The following is a 21,207-nucleotide window of genomic DNA, read 5'->3' on the forward strand; positions in this document are numbered from 1 at the left end:
ACGCACCGGGAAACCCACATGGACCACTTCATCCAACTCGTGCTCAGCGGCCTGTTCGTCGGCTCGTTCTACGCCCTGGTCGCGCTCGGCTACTCGATGGTCTACGGGATCATCAAACTGCTCAACTTCGCCCACGGCGACCTCTACATGCTCGGCGCGTTCGCCGGTTTCACCGTGCTCAGCGTCGGTGCCGGTGCGCTGGGCGGCGGGTTCGTCGCGCTCATCGCCGTCATGGTCGTCGCGATGGTCACGACCGGCATCCTCGGCATGGTCCTGGAGCGGGTGGCCTACCGCCCGCTGCGCAGTGCGCCCAGGCTGTCCGTCCTCATCACCGCCGTCGGCGCGAGCTTCGCGCTCGAGTACGGCATCGCCGTCGCCTTCGGCCCGAACCCGGAGGTCTACCAGATCGGCGTCGACGGCGGCACCCTTGACCTCTTCGGCGCACGGATCACCTACGCGCAGGCGGCGATGACGGCGATCGCCGTCCTGCTCATGGCCGCCCTCGACACCCTGGTCCGGAAGACCCGTTCGGGCCGTGCGATGCGCGCCATCGCGCAGGACCCCAGGGCCTGCCTGCTCATGGGGGTCAACGTCGACCGGGTCATCGCACGGACCTTCTTCCTCGGGTCGGCGCTCGCCGGCGCAGCCGGCGTCATGGCCGGTGCCTACTACGGGAAGATCGACTTTCTGATGGGCTTCGTGATCGGACTCAAGGCGTTCACCGCGGCGGTCATCGGCGGCATCGGCAACCTGCGCGGAGCCGTTCTCGGCGCGATCGTGCTCGGTCTGCTGGAGTCGTTCTCCGTCGCCTACCTCGGCAGTGAGTGGCGTGACGTCTTCGCGTTCGGCTTCCTCATCCTCTTCCTGACCGTGCGCCCCACGGGGCTGCTCGGCGAGCGTGTCACGGAGCGTGTGTGATGAACGACGAGTCCACCCCGCGCCCCGCCGAGGACGCCTCGGCGTACGTCAGGGCGGTGGAGGAGCGCGCACCCGCGAACGTCGCGCTCGCCGGCAAGGGAGTCGGGACCCCGAGGACGGGCCGTGGGGCCGTCGCGGAGGCGGTGTCGGGCGTCCTGGCGAGCAGACGGCTCGGCTTCGGCGTGGCGGTCGCCGCGCTGGCCCTGCCGTACCTCGACTCCAGCACGTACGTCATCCAGATCGCGGTGGACGCGCTCATCTTCGTGATGCTCGCGGTCGGGCTGAACATCGTGGTCGGCTACTGCGGACTGCTCGACCTCGGGTACGCCGCGTTCTTCGCGATCGGGGCGTACACCTCGGGACTGCTGTCGACGAGATTCGGGTGGCCGCTGATCGCGACCGTTCCCGTGGTCGTGGTCGCCGCGGTCGTCGGCGGACTGGTCATCGGCGGGCCGACGCTTCGGCTGCGCAGCGACTACCTGGCCATCGTCACCCTCGGTTTCGGTGAGATCATCCGCATCACGGCGAACAACCTCGGCTTCACCGGCGGGCCGAACGGCATCTACGGCATCCCCGACTTCGGTGACTTCGGCCTGCGCGCCGACATCGCGCTCTACTGGATCACGGCGGTCCTCGTCATCGCCGCCGTGCTGTTCTCCAGCCGGCTCGGACGCGGCCGGATCGGCCGGGCGTGGCGCTTCGTCCGCGAGGACGAGGACGCCGCCGAGGCGATGGGCATCCACACCTACAAGGTGAAGTTCGCGGCCTACATCGCCGGCGCCGTCTTCGGCGGCATCGCGGGCGTGCTGTTCGCGGCGCACCAGACGGCGATCTCGCCGCCGAGCTTCAACTTCCTGTGGTCCGCGCTCATCCTGATGGCCGTCGTCCTCGGCGGCATGGGATCGGTCCCGGGCGTCGTCGTCGGAGCCCTGGTGATCTCACTCCTGCCCGAGTTGCTGCGCGGCGCCGAGAACTGGCGCTATCTCATCTTCGGTCTGCTGCTGATCGTCGTCATGATCTTCCGTCCGCAGGGACTGCTGCCGGCCCGCACAGGCGAACCCGGGCGGCGCGGACGCCGAGCACAGGAAGGTGCGTCGTGAGCAAGGTGCTCCTCGATGTGAGGAACATGGCGGTCTCGTTCGGCGGAGTACGCGCCGTCGACGGCCTGACGTTCTCGGTCCGCGAGGGTGAGGTGCTCTCGGTCATCGGCCCGAACGGTGCCGGCAAGACGAGCGCGTTCAACTGCATCACGGGCTTCTACAAGCCGTCCGCGGGCTCGGTGACGTTCGACGGCACCGACGTCACCGGGAAACGGCCGGCCGTGATCGCCGCGAGCGGGATCGCGCGCACGTTCCAGAACCTCCGGCTCTTCGGGGAGCTGACCGTGCTGGACAACGTGCGGGCGGGCATGCATGTCCGCATCAAGCAGAACTTCCTCGACGCGATGCTGCACACGCCCCGCTACCGGCGCACCGAGGACGCGGCCACCGACGAGGCGCACAGGTGGCTCGACTTCGTCGGGCTGGAGTACGACCGGACCGCGCAGATCCGCAACCTCCCGTACGGCGAGCAGCGGCGCGTCGAGATCGCCCGGGCGCTGGCCCGCGAGCCCCGGATGCTCCTGCTCGACGAGCCCGCGGCCGGACTCAACCACCGGGAGAAGACACGGCTGCTCGACCTGATGCGGCGTATCGCCGCTCTCGGGATCGCGGTGGTGCTGATCGAGCACGACATGGGCCTGGTCATGCAGGTGTCCGAACGGGTCGTCGTCCTGAGCCACGGCAGGGAGATCGCCGACGGCACCCCGGCGGCGATCCGGTCGGACCCGGCGGTCATCGAGGCCTACCTGGGCGCGGAGGACGAGGAGGCGCACGCGGAGGCCGAGCGCATCGCGGCCGAGGCGGGTCCGGGCGGCACGGCGGAGGTGGAGTGGTGAACACGGTTCTCGACATCAAGGGTCTCGACGTCGCCTACGGCAAGGTGGAGGCCCTGCGGGGCCTCGACCTGACCGTCGGCGAGAACGAGATCGTCGCCCTGCTGGGCAACAACGGCGCCGGCAAGTCGACGACGGTGTCGACGATCTCCGGCGTGGTGCGGTCCCGGGCCGGTTCCGTCACGGCGTTCGGGGAGGACATCACGGCGGCGACCCCCTGGTCGATCGTCGAGCGCGGGATCGTGCACGTGCCCGAGGGCCGGCGGATCTTCTCCCGGCTGACCGTGCACGAGAACCTCCAGCTCGGCGGCTACACCGTGCGTGACGGCGCGTCGGTCCGCAAGCGGATCGAGCGGGTCTACGAACTGTTCCCGCGGATGGCCGAGCGCCGCGACCAGCAGGGCGGCACCCTCTCCGGCGGTGAGCAGCAGATGCTGGCGATCGGCCGGGCCATGGTCGCCGGGCCCCGGCTGATCATGCTCGACGAACCGTCGATGGGTCTGGCGCCGCTGGTCGTCGCCCAGGTCATGGACGCCATCGTGTCGATCAACCGGGCGGGTACGTCGGTCCTGCTCATCGAGCAGAACGCACGGGCCGCGCTGAAGATCGCCCACCGCGGCTACGTCATCGACTCCGGCCGCGTGACGGTGACCGGTTCGGCCGCCGGACTGCGCGCCGACCCGCAGGTCGTCGAGGCATACCTGGGAGGGTGACACGGATGACGAGGCGGATGACGACGAGGACGGAACCGATCGGGACGATCGACTGGCACACCGGCGGTGAACCGTTCCGCATCGTGCCGGACAGCCCCGCCGCGGTGACCCGTGACGGGCTCACCGTGGCCGAGCGCCGCCTCGTCGCGATGGAGAGCGACGAAGCCCGGTGGACGCGGGCGCTGCTGTGCGGCGAACCACGCGGTCACGCGGGCATGTACGGCGGCTTCCTCGTCCCCCCGGACGATGCCGGAGCCCACCTCGGCGTCCTCTTCTGGCACAGGGACGGGTTCTCCACGGCCTGCGGACACGGCACGATCGCCCTGGGAGCCTGGGCGGTCGCCTCGGGCCTGGTCCCCGCCCCCGCCGACGGGATGACGGACGTCGTGGTCGACGTCCCCTCCGGGCGGGTCACGGCGAGCGTCCGCACCCGCGGGGGCCTGGTCGAGGACGTCACGTTCACGAACGTCGCCGCCCACGTGCACGCCCGCGGCGCCGACGTCGTGACCTCCCGGGGGACGGTCACCGTCGACATCGCCTTCGGCGGCGCGATGTACGCCGTGCTGCCGGCCGCGGCGGTCGGTCTGCGGGTCCGGCCGGAGGACGTCACACAACTCATCGCGGTGGGACGGGAGATCCGCGACGCGCTCAACGACGCCGGTGCCGCCGAGCACCCAGCGGACGCCCGGCTGTCCGGGATCTACGGGACGGTCCTCACCGAGGAGGTGCGCTCCCCGCGGCTCGGCGCCGACGGCGGCCGGCGGCTGCACCAGCGCAACATCGCCGTGTTCGCCGACGGCCAGGTCGACCGCTCCCCGTGCGGCTCGGGCACGTCGGCCAGGGTCGCCCTTCTCGCCGACAGCGGGGAACTGCGCCCAGGGGACGAGTTGCGGCACGAGTCCGTGGTGGGCTCCGTGTTCCGGGCACGGATCACGGAACGGACCACGGCCCACGGCGTCCCTGCGGTCGTCACGGCGGTGACGGGCACCGCCCATGCCGTCGGGACCTGCCGGTTCACCGTCGATCCCCGCGACACGCTCCTTCCCGGGTTCGTGCTGCGATGAGCGTGACACTCGACGCCGATGACGTCTTCGCGCTCGGTCCCCTCGCCGCTGTCGCCGCGATCCGTGACGCCCTGGCCGAGGGGCTCGATCCGGACGGCGACGTGCCGCGCACCGTCCTCCCCCTGGCCCACGGCCAGGGGCTGCTCATGCCGTCGGAGGCCGGCGGCTGGTTCGGGGTGAAGGTCGCGACCGTCGCTCCCGGCAATGCCGCGCGTGGCCTGCGACGGATCAACGCGACCTACCTCCTGCACGACAGCGAGACGCTGACGCCCGCCGCGATCCTCGACGGGGTCGCGCTGACGACCTTGCGCACGCCCGCGGTCGCGGTCGCGGCCTGTCTCGACCGGCTGCGGGCTCTCGCGGGCTCCCGCCCCGGCGGACTGCGGCTCGTGGTCTTCGGCGCGGGCCCGCAGGGCGAGGGCCATGTGCGCACGATCAGGGCGCACACACCGGTCGCCGATGTCACGGCCGTCACGCGTCGCGGCGGTGCGACCCCGGCATGGGCGGACCGCCACCTGGCGGCGGGCCGCACGGAGGTCGCCGGCCGCGTCCGCGACGCGGACGTCGTCGTCACCGCGACCTCGGCCCGCGCACCGGTCGTCGACGGGCACCTCGTGCGCGACTCGGCGGTCGTGCTGGCCGTCGGCTCCCATGAGCCGTCCGCGCGTGAGCTCGACGGTGTGCTCATGGGACGCGCGACGGTCGTCGTCGAGAGCCGCGACGTCGCGCTCCGTGAGGCCGGAGACGTCGTCCTCGCGGTGCGGGAGGGCAGGCTCGACCCGGGGTCGCTGGTGACCATGGCCGATCTGCTCGGCTCGGGAGCGATGGTCCCCGCCGATCGTCCGATGGTCGTGAAGACGAGCGGGATGGCGTGGGAGGACCTGGTGGTGGCCGTCGAGGTGTACCGCCAGGCGGGCAGGCGGGCATGAGCCGGGGCGAGCGGGGAAACGCCGTGCGCCCCGGGCCTGCTCGCAGCACGGTCCCAGGGGGCACGGGCGCCGGTGGTCTGCCCGGGCGCGGGGCGCGCTCAGCCGGACAGCAGCGTGACTCCCCGGTCCGGCAGCGCACGGCTGATCGGCTCGTTGCCTGCCGCCGTGCTTCTGGTCGATCCAGGCGCCGCCGAAGCGGGAGCCCAACTGCTTGCGCGGTGCGGTGGCGACGTCTGCGAGACGGTTCTGCCGGAGCACCCGCCGCTGTGCTCCCTGGGCGGAGACGTGCTGGTCCGCGGCGAGTTGAGTGGCGGCGGCCTGCTGCGAGGCGCTGAGCGCCGGTGTGTTCCGGGCGTTGTCGCGCGCGTGCCGGCGATGGTGCCTGTGGCACGGCCGGGGCGGGGGGAGCCGCCCCGGCCGTGAGGGGGTCGGCACCGGTGTGCCGACCGGTCAGTACTGGGTGGAGACGGTCACCCCGGAGAAGCTCTGGTTCGCGTAGAGGGTGATGTAGTTGTAACCGGCCGGAGGGTTGGTGATGGTCAGGGTGTGGCTGTTGCCCGCACCGGCCGAACGGCTGGTGTAGCTGGTGCTGGTGGCCCAGCTGCCGCTGTCGTAGTAGAGGTCGGCGTCACCGGTGCCGCCGGACGTGGTGATCTTCAGCTGGGACACGCCGGCCGGCAGGTAGATGTAGAGGTAGTCGTTGTCGCCGGTGGCGGCGGTCCGGTCGCTGCGCCGGCAGTTGCGGTCCAGCACCCGAGTGTCCGAGGCGGTGCACTCGGTCATGGTGCCGCCACCGCCACCGCCACCACCGCCGCTGCAGCTGCCCGCCGCGCAGCCGGCCAGCCAGGTGCGGAAGTCGCTGTCGTAGCGGGTGCCGATGGTGCCGGTGAGGTAGCTGCGGGCCGCGTTCCAGTTACCGGTGCGGTAGTAGCCGAGCACCGTGGTCATGTCGGAGGGGTGGTTCTCCAGCATGTACCGGGAGGCGAGGTAGCCCCAGCGGTAGATCCGCGTGGTGTCGTTGCTGTACGTGGTGTCGAACAGCGTGCTCAGGCTGTACGTGCCGTAGCCGGCCTCGGTCATGGCCTCGTTGTAGGTGACACCGCGGTAGGAGTAGGAGATGTACTCCGCGAAGCCCTCGATCCACCACACGGTCGGCGTGGTGATGCCGGCGTTGAAGTCGCCGTACATGTCGAACCGGCCGTCGAGGTAGTGGGTGTACTCGTGGTTGAGGTTCCAGATCTGGAAGTCCGGACGCAGCCACTCGGCCTCGTAGGCGATGAAGCGGGGCTGGTTGCCGGCGGCCGCCGGGTCTCCCTCCAGGTACATGCCGCCGTTGTTGGTGTCGATCCCGTACATGGCACCGGCATAGGTCTGGTAGTCGGTGCTGGAGTCGAAGACGACGACCTCGATGGTGCTGTTGTTGTCGTTGGCGACCGGGCCGTTGTCCTTGACCACGTTGTGGAAGTAGGCGTCCTGGCTGCGCAGGCTGTTGCAGGCCCAGGACAGCTCACTCGACGTCATCTGCTGGGCCTTGATGGTGATGCTGGAGCTGCACGGGTAGGTCACCGTCAGCACCGAACTCGCCAGCTGTGACTGCAGGTTGCAGGTGCCGTAGTAGGAGCAGTTGGTCTTGTCGTAGTAGTCGGTCATCTCGGCCACGCCGACCCAGAGCGGGGCGGTGGTGCCGGTGATCGAGCTGGACGTCAGCAGGCCGGCGGCCATCGGGCGGACCTTCGGCCGCAGCGCTGAGTCCTGGAGGAACCTGCCGAGTTCACGTCCGGCGTTGGACGTGAGGTAGGACTGGCCGGTGCCCAGGAGCGAGAGGTGGCCGGTCGCGAAGTCGTACAGCGAGTCGATCAGGCCGGGGTCGGACTCGACGGCGCTGACGAACGCGGGCACCTGGTGGCCGCGGAACGTCACGGTGTAGACGTTGTTGAGCGCGTTGAGCATCCACCAGGAGGTGTTCCAGGAGGAGTTGTAGTCCGCCAGCAGCCGCTTGACGACGTAGATGTAGCGGGCGTTCTCCTCGGAGCTGTCGATCAGGGTGACGGCCTCGGCCAGGGTCTCACCGTTGGCGTCGGAGACGTCGCCGGAGTGCGGGCTGGCGAAGAAGGCGTCCAGGGCGGCGCGGACGGCCGTCTGCAGGGTGGTGCCGTAGGTGCCCACGTCGGTGGCGTTGTACCAGTGGACGTAGTAGCCGGCGCGCAGGTAGAGCACCAGCTGCGGCATACCGGTGGTGCCGTTGCCGGGGTAGGACGACGAGCCGTCGCGCAGGGCGTAGGCGACGGTGGTCATCTGCGACTCGCTGAACGCGTAGTGGGCGTCGGTGCCGGTCAGGCTGAACAGCGAGTTGACGCAGTCGGTGGTGGACGCCTTGATCTGCGTCACCAGGGCGCTGCCGGTGCGGCTGGTGAAGTCGGGGACGCTGCACGCGGCCGCGGCGGTGGGAGTGTTCTTCCCGGCTGCCGCCTCGCCCGGTGTCTTCAACGACATGGAGGGCCGGACCGGCAGTTTCTCGGGCCGGCCGTAGGGCTCCTTGAGCGCGTCCTTGCTCGCTCCCAGCGGCGGGAGTTCGGACGCCTTCAGGCGTCCCTTGCCGACGTGCTCGGTCTCGGCGGTGGCGGACTGCGCCACCGGCGGAGGACCGGAGTGCTTCCCGCCTGCGCCCGTGGCGTGTGCGGCGGACACGGGGGTTCCGGTCTCAGCGCCGGCCGGCTGCGCCAGCAAGCCTGTGCCCATCGCGAAGGTCACGGCCAGCGGCAGCACCGCGCCCAGACTTCGTCGGACCAGCGATTTTCTCACTATGCCTCCCATGCGGGTTCGGACCACGCGGTGCGTGGCCGATGGGGGATGGGGGTCGTGGATCGCGAGGGCTGACGCCGCCGACCTGGACGGGGCACGACGGTGCGACCCTTGCAGGATTGACATGACCACGACTTGTACCATGTACCATTGCACACGTGACATGTCTCAGGGAAGTCGTCCGGCGGAACTGGGGGTGCCAATCGGCGTACATGAGCGGGGCGTTGGACTCGCCGCGGGCAAAGGACCTGGTGAGTGGGCGCAGAGGGGTGGGGTCCGGAAGTCCGGCCCCACCCCTGCCTGCGTCCCCCGGCTCATGGAAGCCGGCCGTTCCTGTCAGACGGTCTCCGGGAAGTGGCAGGCCGCCTTCCGGGTCCCGTACCCGACGGCCGCCAGAGCGGGCCGCCGGGTACGGCAGATCTCCTGCGCCTTGGGGCACCGTGGATGGAAGGCGCAGCCGTCGGGCGGCGCGGCCGGGCTCGGCGGATCGCCCGGCAGCACGATGCGTTCGCGGCGGCGCTCCGCGACGGGGTCGGGCAGCGGGACGGCGGAGAGCAGTGCCCGGGTGTACGGGTGGGCCGGCGTTCCGTACACGTCTTGCTTGTCACCGGCTTCGACGATGCGGCCGAGGTACATCACCGCCACCCGGTCGCATATCCGCTTGACGACCGACAGGTCGTGGGCGATGAAGAGGAGGGCGAGGCCGAGTTCGCGTTGCAGGCGCTCCAGCAGGTTGACGATCTGGGCCTGCACGGAGACGTCGAGCGCGGAAACGGGTTCGTCGGCGACGATGAGCCGGGGGCCGGTGGCCAGCGCGCGGGCGATGCCGATGCGCTGGGCCTGGCCGCCGGAGAACTGGTGTGGGTGGCGGTCCAGGTGTTCCGGGTCCAGGCCCACCAGGTCCAGCAGTTCCGCCGCCTTGCGGCGTGCGGCCAGGGCGGAGCTGCCCTGGATCAGCAGCGGCTCGGAGATGATACGGGCGGCGGTCTGCCGGGGGTTGAGGGACGCGTACGGGTCCTGGAAGATCATCTGCAGGTGCCGCCGTGTCGGTCTCAGCCGGCGTTGCGGGACGCGGGTGATGTCCTGGTCGTCGAAGGCGATGGTGCCGGCGGTCGGCTCCAGCAGCCGTACGAGCATCCGGCCGGTGGTGGACTTGCCGCATCCGGACTCGCCGACCAGTCCCAGTGTCTCGCCTGCCGCCAGGTCGAAGCTCACCCCGTCGACCGCCCGTACGGGGGCGGCGGGACGGCCGAGCCGGCGCCGGCCGGGGAACGTCTTGGTCAGGTCGCGCACGGAGAGCAGCACACCGCCGGTCCGCTGCGCGGGGGCCGGGGCGTCCGGGTGGGTCATCGAGCCTCCTCGGCCGCGGTCCGGGTGCGGTTGCCGGGCGTGGAGCCCGTGGAGACGCCCAGGGGCAGGTGGCAGGCGACCAGCCGGCCCGGTGCGTAGTACGCGGGCGCGGGCCGCTCGCCGGCGCAGCGGAGGCGGGCGGCCTCGTCGGCTTCGGCCGCGCGGGGGCAGCGCGGCGCGAAGGCGCATCCGGGTATCGGCGCCGCGAGCGAGGGCGGGCTTCCCGGTATGGCGCGCAGCGGGGCGTCGCCGGGGTCGTCCAGCCGCGGCAGGGAGTCGAGCAGGCCGCGGGTGTAGGGATGGGCGGGCTGCCGGAACAGGTCGTCGACGGGGGCCTGTTCGGCGGCGCGTCCGCCGTACATGACGAGCACGTCGTGGGCGACGCGGGCCACCACGCCCAGGTCATGGGTGATCATCAGGACGCCCAGGTGCCGCTGCTGCTGGAGCCGGGCGATGAGTTCGAGGATCTGGGCCTGCACGGTGACGTCGAGGGCCGTGGTGGGCTCGTCGGCGATGAGCAGATCGGGTTCGCAGGACAGCGCCATGGCGATCACGGCTCTCTGGCGCATGCCGCCGGAGAAGTGGTGGGGGTACTCCCTCGCCCTGCGGGCCGGTTCGGGGATGCCGACTTCGCCGAGCATGTCCACGGCCTTCCGGCGGGCCGCCCGGCGGCCGGTTCCGAAGTGGCGGCGGTGTGCCTCGGCGATCTGCTCGCCGACCGTGTAGGCGGGGTGCAGCGCGGACAGTGGGTCCTGGAAGACCATGGCCATGCGCCGGCCGCGCAGCCGACTGAGCTGACGGTCGGTCAGGGAGAGGAGTTCCCGCCCGGCCAGCGCGATCGAGCCGCTGACCCGGGCTCGCCCGTGCAGGCCCATGACGGCCATCGACGTGACCGACTTGCCGGACCCGGACTCGCCGACCAGCCCCAGGGTGCGGCCGGCCTCGACGGTGAAGGAGATCCCGTCGACCGCCCGCACGCTCCCGGCCGGGGTGTCGAACCGGACGCGCAGATCGCGTACGCGCAGCAGTGGCGCGTAGGTTTCGGTGGTGGACCGCACGGCTAGCTCCTCACCCTCGGGTCGACGACGGCGTACAACAGGTCGATGACGACGTTCGCCACGACGATGAAGAAGGCGGCCAGGAGCGTGACACCCAGTACGACGGGCTGGTCCGAGCGTTGCAGGGCGTCGTAGAAGAGCCGGCCCACGCCGGGGATGCCGAAGACGGACTCGGTGATGACGGCTCCGGCGAGCAGGGCGCCGAGGTCCATGCCGAAGATGGTGAGCACCGGCATCATGGCGGAGCGCAGACCGTGTTTGGCCACCACGATGTGTCCGGGCATGCCCTTCGCTCTGGCGGTGCGGATGTAGGGCTGGGCCATGGCCTCGATCATGGAGCTGCGGGTCTGGCGGGCGTACATCGCGGCGTAGAGCAGCGCCAGCGCGGTCCAGGGCAGCAGCAGGTTTGCCGCCCATCCCAGTGGGTCACCGGTGAGCGGGGTGTAGGTGGGGTAGGGCAGCAGGCCGCCGACGCGGACCAGGCCGTAGATGAGCATGACGGCGGTGAAGTAGACGGGGAGAGAGGCCGTTGCGACGGCACCGACCATCAGCGTCCGGTCGAGCGGCCCGCCCTTCTTCAGCGCGGCGGTCACCCCGGCGCCCACCCCCAGCACGAGCCACATGCAGGCGGCGCCGAGGGCGAGCGAGGCGGAGACGGGCAGACGGTCCGTCAGCAGGTCCCACACCGGCAGGGCGTTGTCGTAGGAGTAGCCCAGGCACGGGAATCCGCAGTGCAGCGCATGCGGTCCGCTGCCCAGGTCCCGCCCGGCGAAGATGCCGACGAGGTAGTCGCCGAACTGGCGCCACACCGGCTGGTCGAGACCCATGTAGTGACGCACCTCCGCCAGCCGCTCCGGGCTGCATGTCTTGCCGCAGGCGGCTGCGGCCGGGTCGGCGGGCAGGAGGTAGAAGACGACGAAGGTGACGGCGCAGACGGCGAGCAGCACACCGGCCACGCCGAGGCATCTGCGGGCCAGGTAGGCGATCACGGGCGCCCTCCCTGGGGATCGAGGATGTCGCGCAGGGCGTCGCCCAGCACCGTGAAGGCCAGCACCGCGACGAAGAGGAAAGCGCTCGGGAGGAAGAAGTACATGGGGTCCGTCTCGTAGTAGGCGACGGCCTCGGCGATCATCTGGCCCCAGGAGGAGGCCGGCGGGCGGACGCCCACCCCGAGGAAGCTCAGCGCCGCCTCTGTGCTGATCATGCCGGGGATCAGCAGCGTGGTGTAGGCGATGACGGGGCCGGCGATGTTGGGCAGGATCTCCCGGGTCAGGATGCGCCACGGCCGCGAGCCGGCCACGCGGGCCGCCTCGACGTACTCGCGGTGGCGCAGGGAGAGGGCTTCACCGCGTACCACGCGGGCGATGCCGGGCCAGCCGAAGGCTCCGATGACGGCGGTCATCAGCAGGACCCGGTTGACGTCCTGCGCCACCGACATCATGGCGATCATGAAGATGAGCGAGGGGAAGGACATCGTCAGATCCATGAGCCGGCTCAGCACGGTGTCCACGCGGCCCCCGAAGTAGCCGGCCGCGATGCCTGCCGCGGTCCCCGCCACGACGACGATCGAGGTGGCGGCGAACGCGATCAGCAGCGAGACCCGGGCTCCGTGGACCACGCGCGCGAACAGGTCGCGGCCGGTGGCGGGTTCCACCCCGAGCCAGTGCTCGGCCCCGATGCCGCCGAGCGGCCCGCGGGGCATGCCACCGAGGTAGGGGTCGATGGCGTCACCGTCGAAGGCGGTGGGTGACCAGCCGCCCAGCCGGCTGAGCAGCGGGGCGCTCAGCGCGATCAGCACCAGCAGTGCGACGGCGACCAGGGCGAGCCTGTCGCCCCGGTTCCCCCACAGCTTGCGCAAGGTGGTCAGTAACGGGTTCCCGGGCAGGGCGGACGGGCCGGTGCGCGCGGTGGTGTGCAGCGTGGTGGTCATGACGGCGCGTCCTCAGCCCTTGCTCCTGGACGGGTCCTTCAGACCGATCACGGCGAAGTCGAACTGGCCGGTCCAGGCGGGATGGCCGAAGGCGCCGGCGATGTTGTCGCCGGCCAGCAGGGGCTTGCGCTTCCACAGCAGCGGAACGGCCGGCGACTTGCGCTGGATGACCGGATCGAGGTCGATCCAGGCCTGGTTGGCGCTCGCCGTGTCGGACATCGCGGCGATCTCGTCCATACGCTTCTCCACCGCCGCGTCCCGGAACTGGGACACATTGCCCTGGTTGCCCTTCTCCTTGATGGTCCGGCCGTCGAACACGAAGGGCAGAAAGGTGGAACCCGAGGGGTAGTCGGGGCACCAGCCGCTGATGGCCATGTCCGGGGCGTGCTCGGTGTCGCCGATCACGTCGTAGTAGACCGAGGGGTCGACGGTCTGTATCTGCAGGCGGACGCCGACCTCGGACAGGCTCTGCTGGAGTGCCTCGGCCCGGGTCTTGTCGCCCGTCGACACCGTGATCGTCGTGGAGAAGCCACCGGGCTTGCCGCCCTCGGCGAGGAGCTTCCTGGCCTTCTGCACATCGCCGGTGGCCGACCGCCCGTAGGGGAAGCCCGCTCGGCGCCCGCCGGTGAGCGCCGGCGGGAGGTAGCCGGTGGCGACGTCGTTGAGGGCGGGACCGCCGCCGGCGGTCACCTGGGCCGACCTGTCGACCGCGTACTGCATCGACTGACGCAGCTTCAGGTTGTCGAACGGCGGTCGGGAGGTGTTCAGGGCGAGCATGTCGGTGCAGCCGGTCCGCTCGGCGGAGAGTCTCTTCCTGACCTCCGGCCGGGGCAGCACCTTGGGGATGCTGGACGGCTGCATGTCGGACCACTCGACGGCGGAGGCGTCGGCACCCTCGCTGGCGATGATGCGGTCGTCGATCTGACCGCCTTTCAGGCCCTGCTGCACCACGATCCGGTCGGGGTAGGCCCTGCGCACCGTGTCCGTGGACGCGTCCCAGTGCGGGTTGCGGACCAGTACCAGCCTCTTGCCCCGCGCATAGCTTTCGATCTTGTACGGCCCGGAGGAGAACGGGCGCAGGTCGTACTGGACGCCCTTCTCCCGGGACTCGGGCACGGGGGAGAAGGTGGGCAGCGTGACCGTGGAGGAGAACTCGGCGACCGGCCGGCGCAGCGAGAAGACGATGGTGCGGTCGTCGGGAGTCCTGATCGAGTCCAGGTGCCTGCCCTGCAACGGCCCGGTGTAGCCCTCGGTGCCGGCCAGGTACCGCTGGGCGTAGTCGGGGCCTCCGGCCAGGTCCGGGGCGAAGGAACGCTCGACGTTGTACTTGATGTCCTGGGCCCTGACCGGGGTGCCGTCCTCGTACTTCAGGCCGGGCTTGAGCGTGAACGTCCAGGTCCGGCCGCCGTTGGAGGGCGTGCCCAGGTCGGTGGCGAGATCGGGGACGATTTCACTGCCCTGGTCGCCCGGCGCGGCCTTGAACGTGGTCAGCGTGCGGTAGAGCAGGCGGATGCCGAAGTCCATGGTCGGCATCACCCAGTTGCGGGCCGGGTCCAGGTGACCGAAGTCCTGGTTGGACAGCACGGTGAGGGTGCCGCCCTTCCCGGGGGTGCCGCCGATGACCGTTCCGGTGGAAACACCGGGCTGCTGGTGCTTTCCGGCGTCATCACCGCCCTGGCTCGTACAGGCCCCCAGCAGGGCCAGTGCGCATGAGGCACTCAACGAGGCGGACAGAGCACGACTCTGACGGGACATTGCCACTCCTTGCTCGGCGGGATGGATCGACCCCACGCCATGAGGTGTGACCGGTAACATAGTAATGTGAAATTTTATAGCCAAGCGTTATGCCATCTCTTTACCTGGCTGTGTCCCGCCCCGTGCGTCATCGGCCGCAAACTCGGGCCGGCGCCTGCCGGGATTTCGGGTACGCGGCGGATCCGGCCTCGAAGAGGCGGTCGCCAGGTGGCGCGCCAGTACTCCCCGGGGCCGGAAAAACCTACCGGCTGACGGGCCGAAGAGCCGGTCCGTGTTCCTGGGCGTCCTCCGGGCCGTCCGCCCACAGGGTGCGGACGTGTGAGAGATGGCGGCGCATGCAGTTCTCCGCCTCCTGAACCTGGCCGGCCGCCATCAGGTCGAGGAGTTCGACGTGCTCCTTGGCGGACGCGACCAGACGCCCCGTCTCGTTCAGGCTGCCCAGCCCGAACAGGCGTGAGCGCTTGCGCAGGTCGGACACCACCGCCACGAGATGGTGGTTGCCGGCCAGGGCCAGCAGCTCCAGATGGAACCGGTGATCGGCTTCGAGGTACTTGAGAACGTCGTGTTCCTGGGCGGCCGTGACGATCTGCTGCGCCAGCGGACGCAGAGCCTCCAACTGCTCGGCGCTCGCCGTCGCGGCGACGCGGCCCACGGTGGGGACCTCGATCAGGGTGCGGATCTCGGTGAAGTCGTCGAGGTCCTGGTCGGTCATCTCCGTGATGCGGAACCCCTTGTTGCGCACCGCTTCGACCAGGCCCTCCCTGGCCAGGTCCAGCATGGCCTCGCGCACCGGGGTGGCGGAGACGCCGAGTTCCGCCGCCAGGGTGGGGGCGGAGTAGATGACACCCGGACGAAGCTCGCCGGCTATGAGGGCGACACGGAGCGCATTGGCGACCTGATCGCGCAGATGGGTCTGGACGGAGATCACCTGCGGTTTGAGATGACGCATCTTCGCTCCTCCGTGTGCCCAGCCCAATGACCTCCCACTATACAATGTCACGTTGCTTTGGCGGATCCGGGGCGATCAGGCGCCTCCGGCCGTGGTATCGGTTCGACAGACGTCAGCCGCGCAGCCGGGCCATCCATGCCTCCACGTCGTCCGCCTCCCGTGGCAGGCCGGCCGAGAGGTTCTCGTTGCCTTCCCCGGTCACCAGGATGTCGTCCTCGATCCGTACGCCGATGCCGCGGTACTCCTCGGGAACGGTCAGGTCGTCGGGCTGGAAGTAGATGCCCGGCTCGACGGTGAGCACCATGCCCGGCTCCAGTGCGCCGTCCACATACGCCGCGGTCGGGGCCTTGGCGCAGTCGTGGACGTCCAGGCCGAGCATGTGACCGGTGCCGGCCAGGGTCCAGCGGCGCTGCAGTCCGAGTTCATGGGCCTCGTTCGCCGGCCGGTCCCCGAACAGGCCCCAGGCGGCCAGGTGCTCGGCCAGGACCCGCTGAGCGGCATCGTGGAAGTCGCGGTACGCGGCACCCGGCTTGACCGCGGCGATGCCGGCCTCCTGCGCCGCGTACACCGCTTCGTAGACCTTGCGCTGGACCGGGGTGAAGCGGCCGTCGACGGGCAGAGTGCGCGTGACGTCGGCCGTGTAGAGGTTACGGGTCTCCACCCCGGCGTCGAGCAGCAGGAGATCACCCGGGCGGGCCTGGCCGTCGTTGCGGACCCAGTGCAGGGTCGTGGCGTGAGATCCCGCCGCGCAGATCGACGCATAGCCGACGTCATTGCCATCGATCCGTGCGCGCGTCCAGAACGTCCCCTCGATGAGGCGCTCGGAAGTCGGTGCGGCGGTGCCGAGGCGGCGGACGACGTCCTCGAAGCCGCGGGCGGTGGCATCGCAGGCGAAGCGGAGATCGGCGATCTCGAACTCGTCCTTGACCAGGCGCATCTCGGCAAGGGCCGCGCGGAACTCCTCGTCGCGCTCGGCCGTCGCCCTCCCGCCGAGAGCGGCGTCGACGCCCGGGTCGTGGCCCCGCAGCAGGCGGACCGGGCCGGTGGCCGCACCGAGCCGGCCGGCGAGTGTGCGGACATCGCGGCAGGGCAGTCCGAGCAACTGCTCGTTCTCCGCGAGGCTGTTGCGGCGCCCGTCCCAGAGCTCGCCGTGGTAGTCGAGCCAGAACTCGCCGTTCTCGCGGTCCGAACGCGGGGGCAGACAGACGGTCGCCCGGTGCTCGCCGCCCGGACCGGGTTCCAGGACCAGCACGCCGTTCGGGGACTGGTCACCGGTCAGATAGACGTAGTCCGAGGACGGCCGGAAGGAGTAGGGCGAGTCGTTGGAGCGGACCTTCGGAATGCCGGCCGGGATCACCAGCAATTCGCCGGGAAAACGCGCGGACAGCTCGGCCCGGCGACGCGCGGTGTGCGCCGCCTGCGCAATGGGATCGAGACCTCGGCGTTCGGTGTCCGCCCAGCCCTGTTTCATGTTCTCGGCGAGTTCGGGGCTCACCTTTCCGTAGAGGCCGTTCTTCCTCTGCCTGTTTTCGTCCGGCTCCTCAGCCACCGTCTTCTCCTGAATCGGATCGGTCATTGCATCGCCGGAAGCAGTCTCTTCAGCAGCCTTGCTCCGGTGGGGGTGATCGACCAGCGCACATCGTCTTCCGGGCAACCGCCGTCCCGAGTGCCGCCTGTTGTCCCGTCGGCAGTGCTCCCGAGCGCCGTCGGCAGGGCAAGCACTGCCCAGCGGTATGTGCCGAGAGCGATGTGGCGGGTGCCGTGGAAGAGACAGAGCGCCTCGATGAGCGCCAGGCCGCGTCGGCCCTCGCCGCCGGGATCCGCCGCACAGGACTGCGGCAGCGGCGAGTTGCCATGGAGGGGATGGAGGGGTCCGAGTACTCCGAGGACGAGGAAGTCCCGCTCCAGGGTCGCCTCCACGGTCATGGGGCCGGCCGCGGTCAGGAGGCCGTCGGTGAGCAGCTCCGAAGCCACCAGTTCGAGCTGGAAGGACAGCTCGTCGTCGAGAGGTGTACCCCAGGACCGCACCGTCGCCGTGATGCGGCGGCGGGCGCTGTGCACCGCGGCCGCCGTCGCCTCGATGGTGAAGCGGACCTGGGTGTGGGGCATGGTGTCTCTCCTCGGAGATGGGGCGCTCCGGCGTTCAGCGGAAGTCGGGGCCGCCGCAGCGCACGACCCGTTCCTCGCGGCGGACGGTGGGCCACGGGGAGGCAGGAGTCTCGGGGGCGGACCCGCTCCACCTCGGCGGGACAGGACGCGCAACGGAGATTTCCACGGGCGACGTCACCGGGACAACGGGCGGCGGCATAAGAGAACCAGCGCGCCGGGCATAACGTCCGGCGCCGTGCCCCCGCGCCGTCCGGGCCGTACGGCTGGCCGTCGCCCGCCGGGTGCACACCCACCCCGGGAACGCGACATCACCGAACGCCGCACCTACCGTGCCCCCGCGCATAATGGACCCCCGTTTCCGCCATACAGCGAGACACAGCGAGGTGCACCGATGGAACTGGAGCTGCGCCATCTGCGTGTGCTGTGCGCGATCGCGGACTCCGGGAGCGTCGGGCGGGCAGCGGCCGCGCTCGGATTCACCCAGCCCGCGCTGAGTACACAGCTGCGCCGCATCGAGCGGCTGCTCGGCGAGGGCCTGTTCGTCCGCAGGAGGACGGGCGTGGAGCTGACCGCCTACGGTGCGGAAGTCGTGAGCCAGGCCCGCGAGGTCCTGGTTCGCGCCGATGCCCTCGGACGACGGCACCTGGGCTGCCCGACCGCGGCGGCCGGTACGCTCCGGCTCGGCGTCACCAACACACCGGTGGTGCCGACGCTGCTGGACACCCTCCGCGATGCCTGCCCGCACCTCAGGGTCTCCGTCTGCAGCGTGTACGCCACCGGTGAACTCCTCAGGCTTCTGGAGGCCGGCGAACTCGACGCCGCGCTGGGCGTCGACTATCCCGGACTGCCGGTGCGGCACTCCTCCGCGGTGGCGCACCGTGCCATCAACACCGTCCCGATCTTCGTGGCCATGCACGCGGACCATCCGCTGGCGCACCGCGTCGAGGTCCCGCTGGAGGAGTTGTCCGAGGACACCTGGTTCGTCGCCCCCGACGACGGGGTGGGCTGGCCCGGTGCCTTCTACGACGCCTGCCAGGCCGCGGGTTTCACGCCCGCCGGCACACACGAGTTCCACGTACTCGACCAGTTGCAGTCGATGATCGCCAAGGGCCTGGGGGTGACCGCCGTCCAGCCCACCGTGCGTCCCATCGACGGGGTACTGGTCAAGCCGCTGGCGGGGGACCCCCTGTGGCAGCGGCATCTGTTCATCTGGCGTCGAGAGGCCGTCGAGGCGTCCGTGGCCGAGGCTCTGCATCACCACGCCGGCCGCGTCTACCGCAACCTCCTGGCTCGGGCCCCGCACCTTCAGAAGTGGGTGACTCGCGCCTATCCGACCGCACGTTCACCGGACGGGCTCGGCCCACCGCCGTCCGGGCCCCGCAGCGCAGGGAACGCGCCCGCATCCGCAGCGAGAAGGGCATCCGCCGGGGCGGACGCCCCCTCGCGGCCGCAGCCTGGCCGGCCCGGCGCCGGCGCCACGCGGTCACGGCACTGAGCACCTGACTTCGCCGTGGCCGCCTAGAAGGCTCATGAAGATCTTGGTGTTCTGGCCCCGCCGCGTGAGCGGTGGGGCCAGACTCGTTTTGTGGTGATGGGGGAATGGGCCGGGGAGACGGTCGGGCCGGATGTGTGGGAGACCTGCCGGGAGTTGATCCCGGCAGGGAGTGTGTTCGCGTTCCTGGCCGAGCACCGTGGTGCGCTGTTCCCGGCGGAGATGTTCGCGGACATGTACCCCTCGGCGAACGGGCGGCCGAGCATGCCGCCGCAGATCCTTGCCTCGGCGATCACGCTGCAGGCCCTGCATGGGCTGTCGGACTTCGAGACGGTTCAGGAACTGCGGTGTGACCTGCGGTGGAAGGCCGCGTGCGGGCTGGGCCTGCATGACATGGCGTTCGATGCGTCGCTGCTGGCCTACTTCCGCCGTCGGCTGTCTCGCTCGGTGCGCCCGAACCGCGTGTTCGAGGCCGTGCGGGAGGTGGTGAAGGCCACCGGGGTGCTCAAGGGCAAGCACCGGCGGGCTTTGGACTCGACCGTGCTGGACGACGCGGTCGCCACGCAGGACACCGTCACCCAGATCATCGCTGCCGTCCGCGCGGTGATCCGCGAGGTTCCCGGCGCGGCCGAGGTGACGGCCGTGCAGTGCACCGCCCACGACTACACCGATCCCGGCAAGCCCCGCATCGCCTGGAACGATCAGCAGGCCCGCGCTGATCTCGTCGATGCCCTGGTCGGTGACGCGCTCAGGCTGCTGGGGCATCTGCCCGAGCAGGAGCTGGGCGAGAAGGCGGCGAACGCGGTCGGCCTGCTGGCCCTGGTCGCCGGGCAGGATGTCGAGCCGGCCAAGGACTCCGACGGCCGTGACGGGCGCTGGCGCATCACCCGCGGCACCGCCTACGACCGGACGCTCTCCACCGTCGATCCCGAATCCCGGCACGTCCACAAAACCCGTACCCACCAGCAGGACGGGTACAAAGCCCACCTCGCGATCGAGCCGGAGACCGGGTTATACACCGCCGTCGCCCTCACGCCCGGAGCCGGGCCCGAGCACCACGAGGCGGCCGTCGGCCTGGAACTGCTTGCCGACGAGGACAGCCCACTGGACGTCTTCGGCGACACCGCCTACTCCACCGGCGACGCCCGCCACAGACACGATGGCGCAGGTCACCGACTGTTCCTCAAACCCGCCCCGCTACGGCCCGCCGTCCCCGGCGGCTTCACCCTTGATGACTTCGCCATCGACACCACCGCAGCCCTGGTGACCTGCCCCGCCGGGCACACCGTCCCGCTCTCGGCACCCGGCGGCCGGCACGACCAGCGCACCGCCTCCTTCAAGGACGTGTGCACCGGCTGCCCCCTGCGCGAGCGGTGCACCAAAGCCAAGGCCGGACGCGTGGTGACCATCCGCCCGCACCACGACCTCCAGACCGCCGCCCGCCACCAAGCCGCCACCGACCCCGACTGGCAAGCCGACTACCGCCGCTGGCGACCACCGGTCGAACGCGCCGTCGCCTGGCTCGTCCACCACGGCAACCGCCGCCTGCGCTACCGCGGCACCATCGCCAACAACGCCTGGCTCCACACCCGAGCAGCCGCCCTCAACCTCCGCCGACTGATCAACCTCGGACTCACCCACACCCGCGGCCACTGGCAACTCGCCCCAGCCACCCCATAGCGAACAGGGACTGCCCGCCCACGGCCGGACAGCCCCACACCCAAGATCTTCATGAGCCTTCTAGTGCCGCGTCAGCCAAGGTTCGCCCCGTCGCGACGCCCGGCACGCACTCTCGCCGCACCGGCCGAAAGCCCAAGTACGTCCAGTACGAGGACTTCCGGCCGGCACGCCGAGAGCACGCACCGGACGCCGCTCCTTAACGGGCAAACCTTGACTGACGCGGCACTAGCTGCCTGGGCCTGCCGCGACGCCGTCGCCCTGCCGCGGCTCCACCGCCCTCCCCGGTACCAGGACGGCGAGGGTGCTGCGTGCCTCACGCCGCAGCGTGCGGCGCCGGGCAAAGGTCGCGGTGAGAGCGAGGACGGAGACCGTGCCCCCGTAGAAGACCGCGGCAATCGTGGAGAGGAGCCCGATCGTCATCGGGCACGCACCCTTCTTCCCCCGTTCGGGCCGCCCGGTTCACGACCCGGGGCGGGCGCTGATGCGTTTCCCCTTCACCATACGCGCGCCGTCAACTCCCCGTGC

The 21,207-nt window shown here is 70.6% G+C and carries 18 protein-coding genes; 8 read left to right on the plus strand and 10 right to left on the minus strand.

The annotated features are described in order from the left end of the window. The first annotated feature begins 18 nt into the window (after positions 1-18). Genes ACZ79I_RS25745 through ACZ79I_RS25770 form a run of 6 tightly spaced genes read left to right on the plus strand, consistent with a single transcriptional unit; the run spans position 19 to position 5,557 of the window. Positions 19-918, plus strand: a complete 900-nt coding sequence (locus tag ACZ79I_RS25745) for a branched-chain amino acid ABC transporter permease (protein ID WP_471499834.1) — start codon at positions 19-21, stop codon at positions 916-918. After that, positions 918-2,018 carry a branched-chain amino acid ABC transporter permease gene (locus ACZ79I_RS25750; RefSeq protein ID WP_471499835.1) on the plus strand — a complete coding sequence of 367 codons (1,101 nt, stop codon included), beginning with the start codon at positions 918-920 and terminating at the stop codon, positions 2,016-2,018. The genes ACZ79I_RS25745 and ACZ79I_RS25750 overlap by 1 nt, the downstream gene beginning before the upstream one ends. Next, the gene (locus ACZ79I_RS25755) at positions 2,015-2,854 is read left to right on the plus strand and encodes an ABC transporter ATP-binding protein (RefSeq protein WP_471499836.1); all 840 of its coding nucleotides are present in this window, start codon (positions 2,015-2,017) and stop codon (positions 2,852-2,854) included. Before ACZ79I_RS25750 ends, ACZ79I_RS25755 begins: the two co-directional genes overlap by 4 nt. Continuing rightward, positions 2,851-3,564, plus strand: coding sequence for an ABC transporter ATP-binding protein (locus ACZ79I_RS25760; RefSeq protein WP_471499837.1), 714 nt, complete (start codon positions 2,851-2,853; stop codon positions 3,562-3,564). Before ACZ79I_RS25755 ends, ACZ79I_RS25760 begins: the two co-directional genes overlap by 4 nt. A 17-nt stretch (positions 3,565-3,581) precedes the next feature. Continuing rightward, complete coding sequence (locus tag ACZ79I_RS25765) at positions 3,582-4,628, plus strand: proline racemase family protein (RefSeq protein ID WP_471499838.1); 1,047 nt, start codon at positions 3,582-3,584, stop codon at positions 4,626-4,628. Continuing rightward, positions 4,625-5,557 (plus strand): ornithine cyclodeaminase family protein, encoded by a 933-nt coding sequence (locus ACZ79I_RS25770; RefSeq protein WP_471499839.1) that lies wholly within the window; start codon positions 4,625-4,627, stop codon positions 5,555-5,557. The genes ACZ79I_RS25765 and ACZ79I_RS25770 overlap by 4 nt, the downstream gene beginning before the upstream one ends. A 450-nt stretch (positions 5,558-6,007) precedes the next feature. Here ACZ79I_RS25770 and ACZ79I_RS25775 read toward each other — a convergent pair whose 3' ends face one another. The 9 genes from ACZ79I_RS25775 to ACZ79I_RS25815 form a co-directional block, all read right to left on the minus strand. Further along, positions 6,008-8,359, minus strand: coding sequence for a M9 family metallopeptidase (locus tag ACZ79I_RS25775; protein WP_471499840.1), 2,352 nt, complete (start codon positions 8,357-8,359; stop codon positions 6,008-6,010). A 336-nt stretch (positions 8,360-8,695) separates the two neighbouring features. Continuing rightward, a complete protein-coding gene (locus ACZ79I_RS25780; RefSeq protein ID WP_471499841.1) occupies positions 8,696-9,709 on the minus strand; it encodes an ABC transporter ATP-binding protein in 1,014 nt (337 codons plus the stop codon). Then, entirely contained in the window at positions 9,706-10,767 is a 1,062-nt protein-coding gene (locus ACZ79I_RS25785; RefSeq protein ID WP_471499842.1) for an ABC transporter ATP-binding protein, read from the minus strand. Before ACZ79I_RS25785 ends, ACZ79I_RS25780 begins: the two co-directional genes overlap by 4 nt. 2 nt (positions 10,768-10,769) lie before the next feature. Then, complete coding sequence (locus ACZ79I_RS25790; RefSeq protein ID WP_471499843.1) at positions 10,770-11,756, minus strand: ABC transporter permease; 987 nt, start codon at positions 11,754-11,756, stop codon at positions 10,770-10,772. After that, entirely contained in the window at positions 11,753-12,697 is a 945-nt protein-coding gene (locus ACZ79I_RS25795) for an ABC transporter permease (RefSeq protein ID WP_471499844.1), read from the minus strand. Before ACZ79I_RS25795 ends, ACZ79I_RS25790 begins: the two co-directional genes overlap by 4 nt. 12 nt (positions 12,698-12,709) lie before the next feature. After that, on the minus strand, positions 12,710-14,452 hold the full coding sequence (locus tag ACZ79I_RS25800; protein ID WP_471499845.1) for an ABC transporter substrate-binding protein: 1,743 nt from the start codon (positions 14,450-14,452) through the stop codon (positions 12,710-12,712). 241 nt (positions 14,453-14,693) lie between these two features. Then, positions 14,694-15,401: a GntR family transcriptional regulator gene (locus ACZ79I_RS25805; protein WP_471499846.1), complete on the minus strand. Its 708-nt coding sequence runs from the start codon at positions 15,399-15,401 to the stop codon at positions 14,694-14,696. A 112-nt stretch (positions 15,402-15,513) separates the two neighbouring features. Continuing rightward, positions 15,514-16,977, minus strand: a complete 1,464-nt coding sequence (locus ACZ79I_RS25810; RefSeq protein ID WP_471499847.1) for an aminopeptidase P family protein — start codon at positions 16,975-16,977, stop codon at positions 15,514-15,516. Further along, positions 16,974-17,510, minus strand: a complete 537-nt coding sequence (locus ACZ79I_RS25815; protein ID WP_471499848.1) for an ATP-binding protein — start codon at positions 17,508-17,510, stop codon at positions 16,974-16,976. Before ACZ79I_RS25815 ends, ACZ79I_RS25810 begins: the two co-directional genes overlap by 4 nt. 391 nt (positions 17,511-17,901) lie before the next feature. Here ACZ79I_RS25815 and ACZ79I_RS25820 point away from each other — a divergent pair, with 391 nt between their 5' ends. Together ACZ79I_RS25820 and ACZ79I_RS25825 are read left to right on the plus strand one after the other, a co-directional pair. Then, positions 17,902-19,005 (plus strand): LysR family transcriptional regulator, encoded by a 1,104-nt coding sequence (locus ACZ79I_RS25820; protein WP_471499849.1) that lies wholly within the window; start codon positions 17,902-17,904, stop codon positions 19,003-19,005. A gap of 96 nt (positions 19,006-19,101) precedes the next feature. Next, complete coding sequence (locus ACZ79I_RS25825) at positions 19,102-20,682, plus strand: IS1182 family transposase (protein WP_471504790.1); 1,581 nt, start codon at positions 19,102-19,104, stop codon at positions 20,680-20,682. A 225-nt stretch (positions 20,683-20,907) separates the two neighbouring features. Here the strand turns inward: ACZ79I_RS25825 and ACZ79I_RS25830 are convergent, their stop codons facing one another. Next, a complete protein-coding gene (locus ACZ79I_RS25830; RefSeq protein ID WP_471499850.1) occupies positions 20,908-21,102 on the minus strand; it encodes a hypothetical protein in 195 nt (64 codons plus the stop codon). Positions 21,103-21,207: the final 105 nt, after the last annotated feature.

The sequence above is a fragment of the Streptomyces sp. PSU-S4-23 genome, assembly GCF_055632315.1.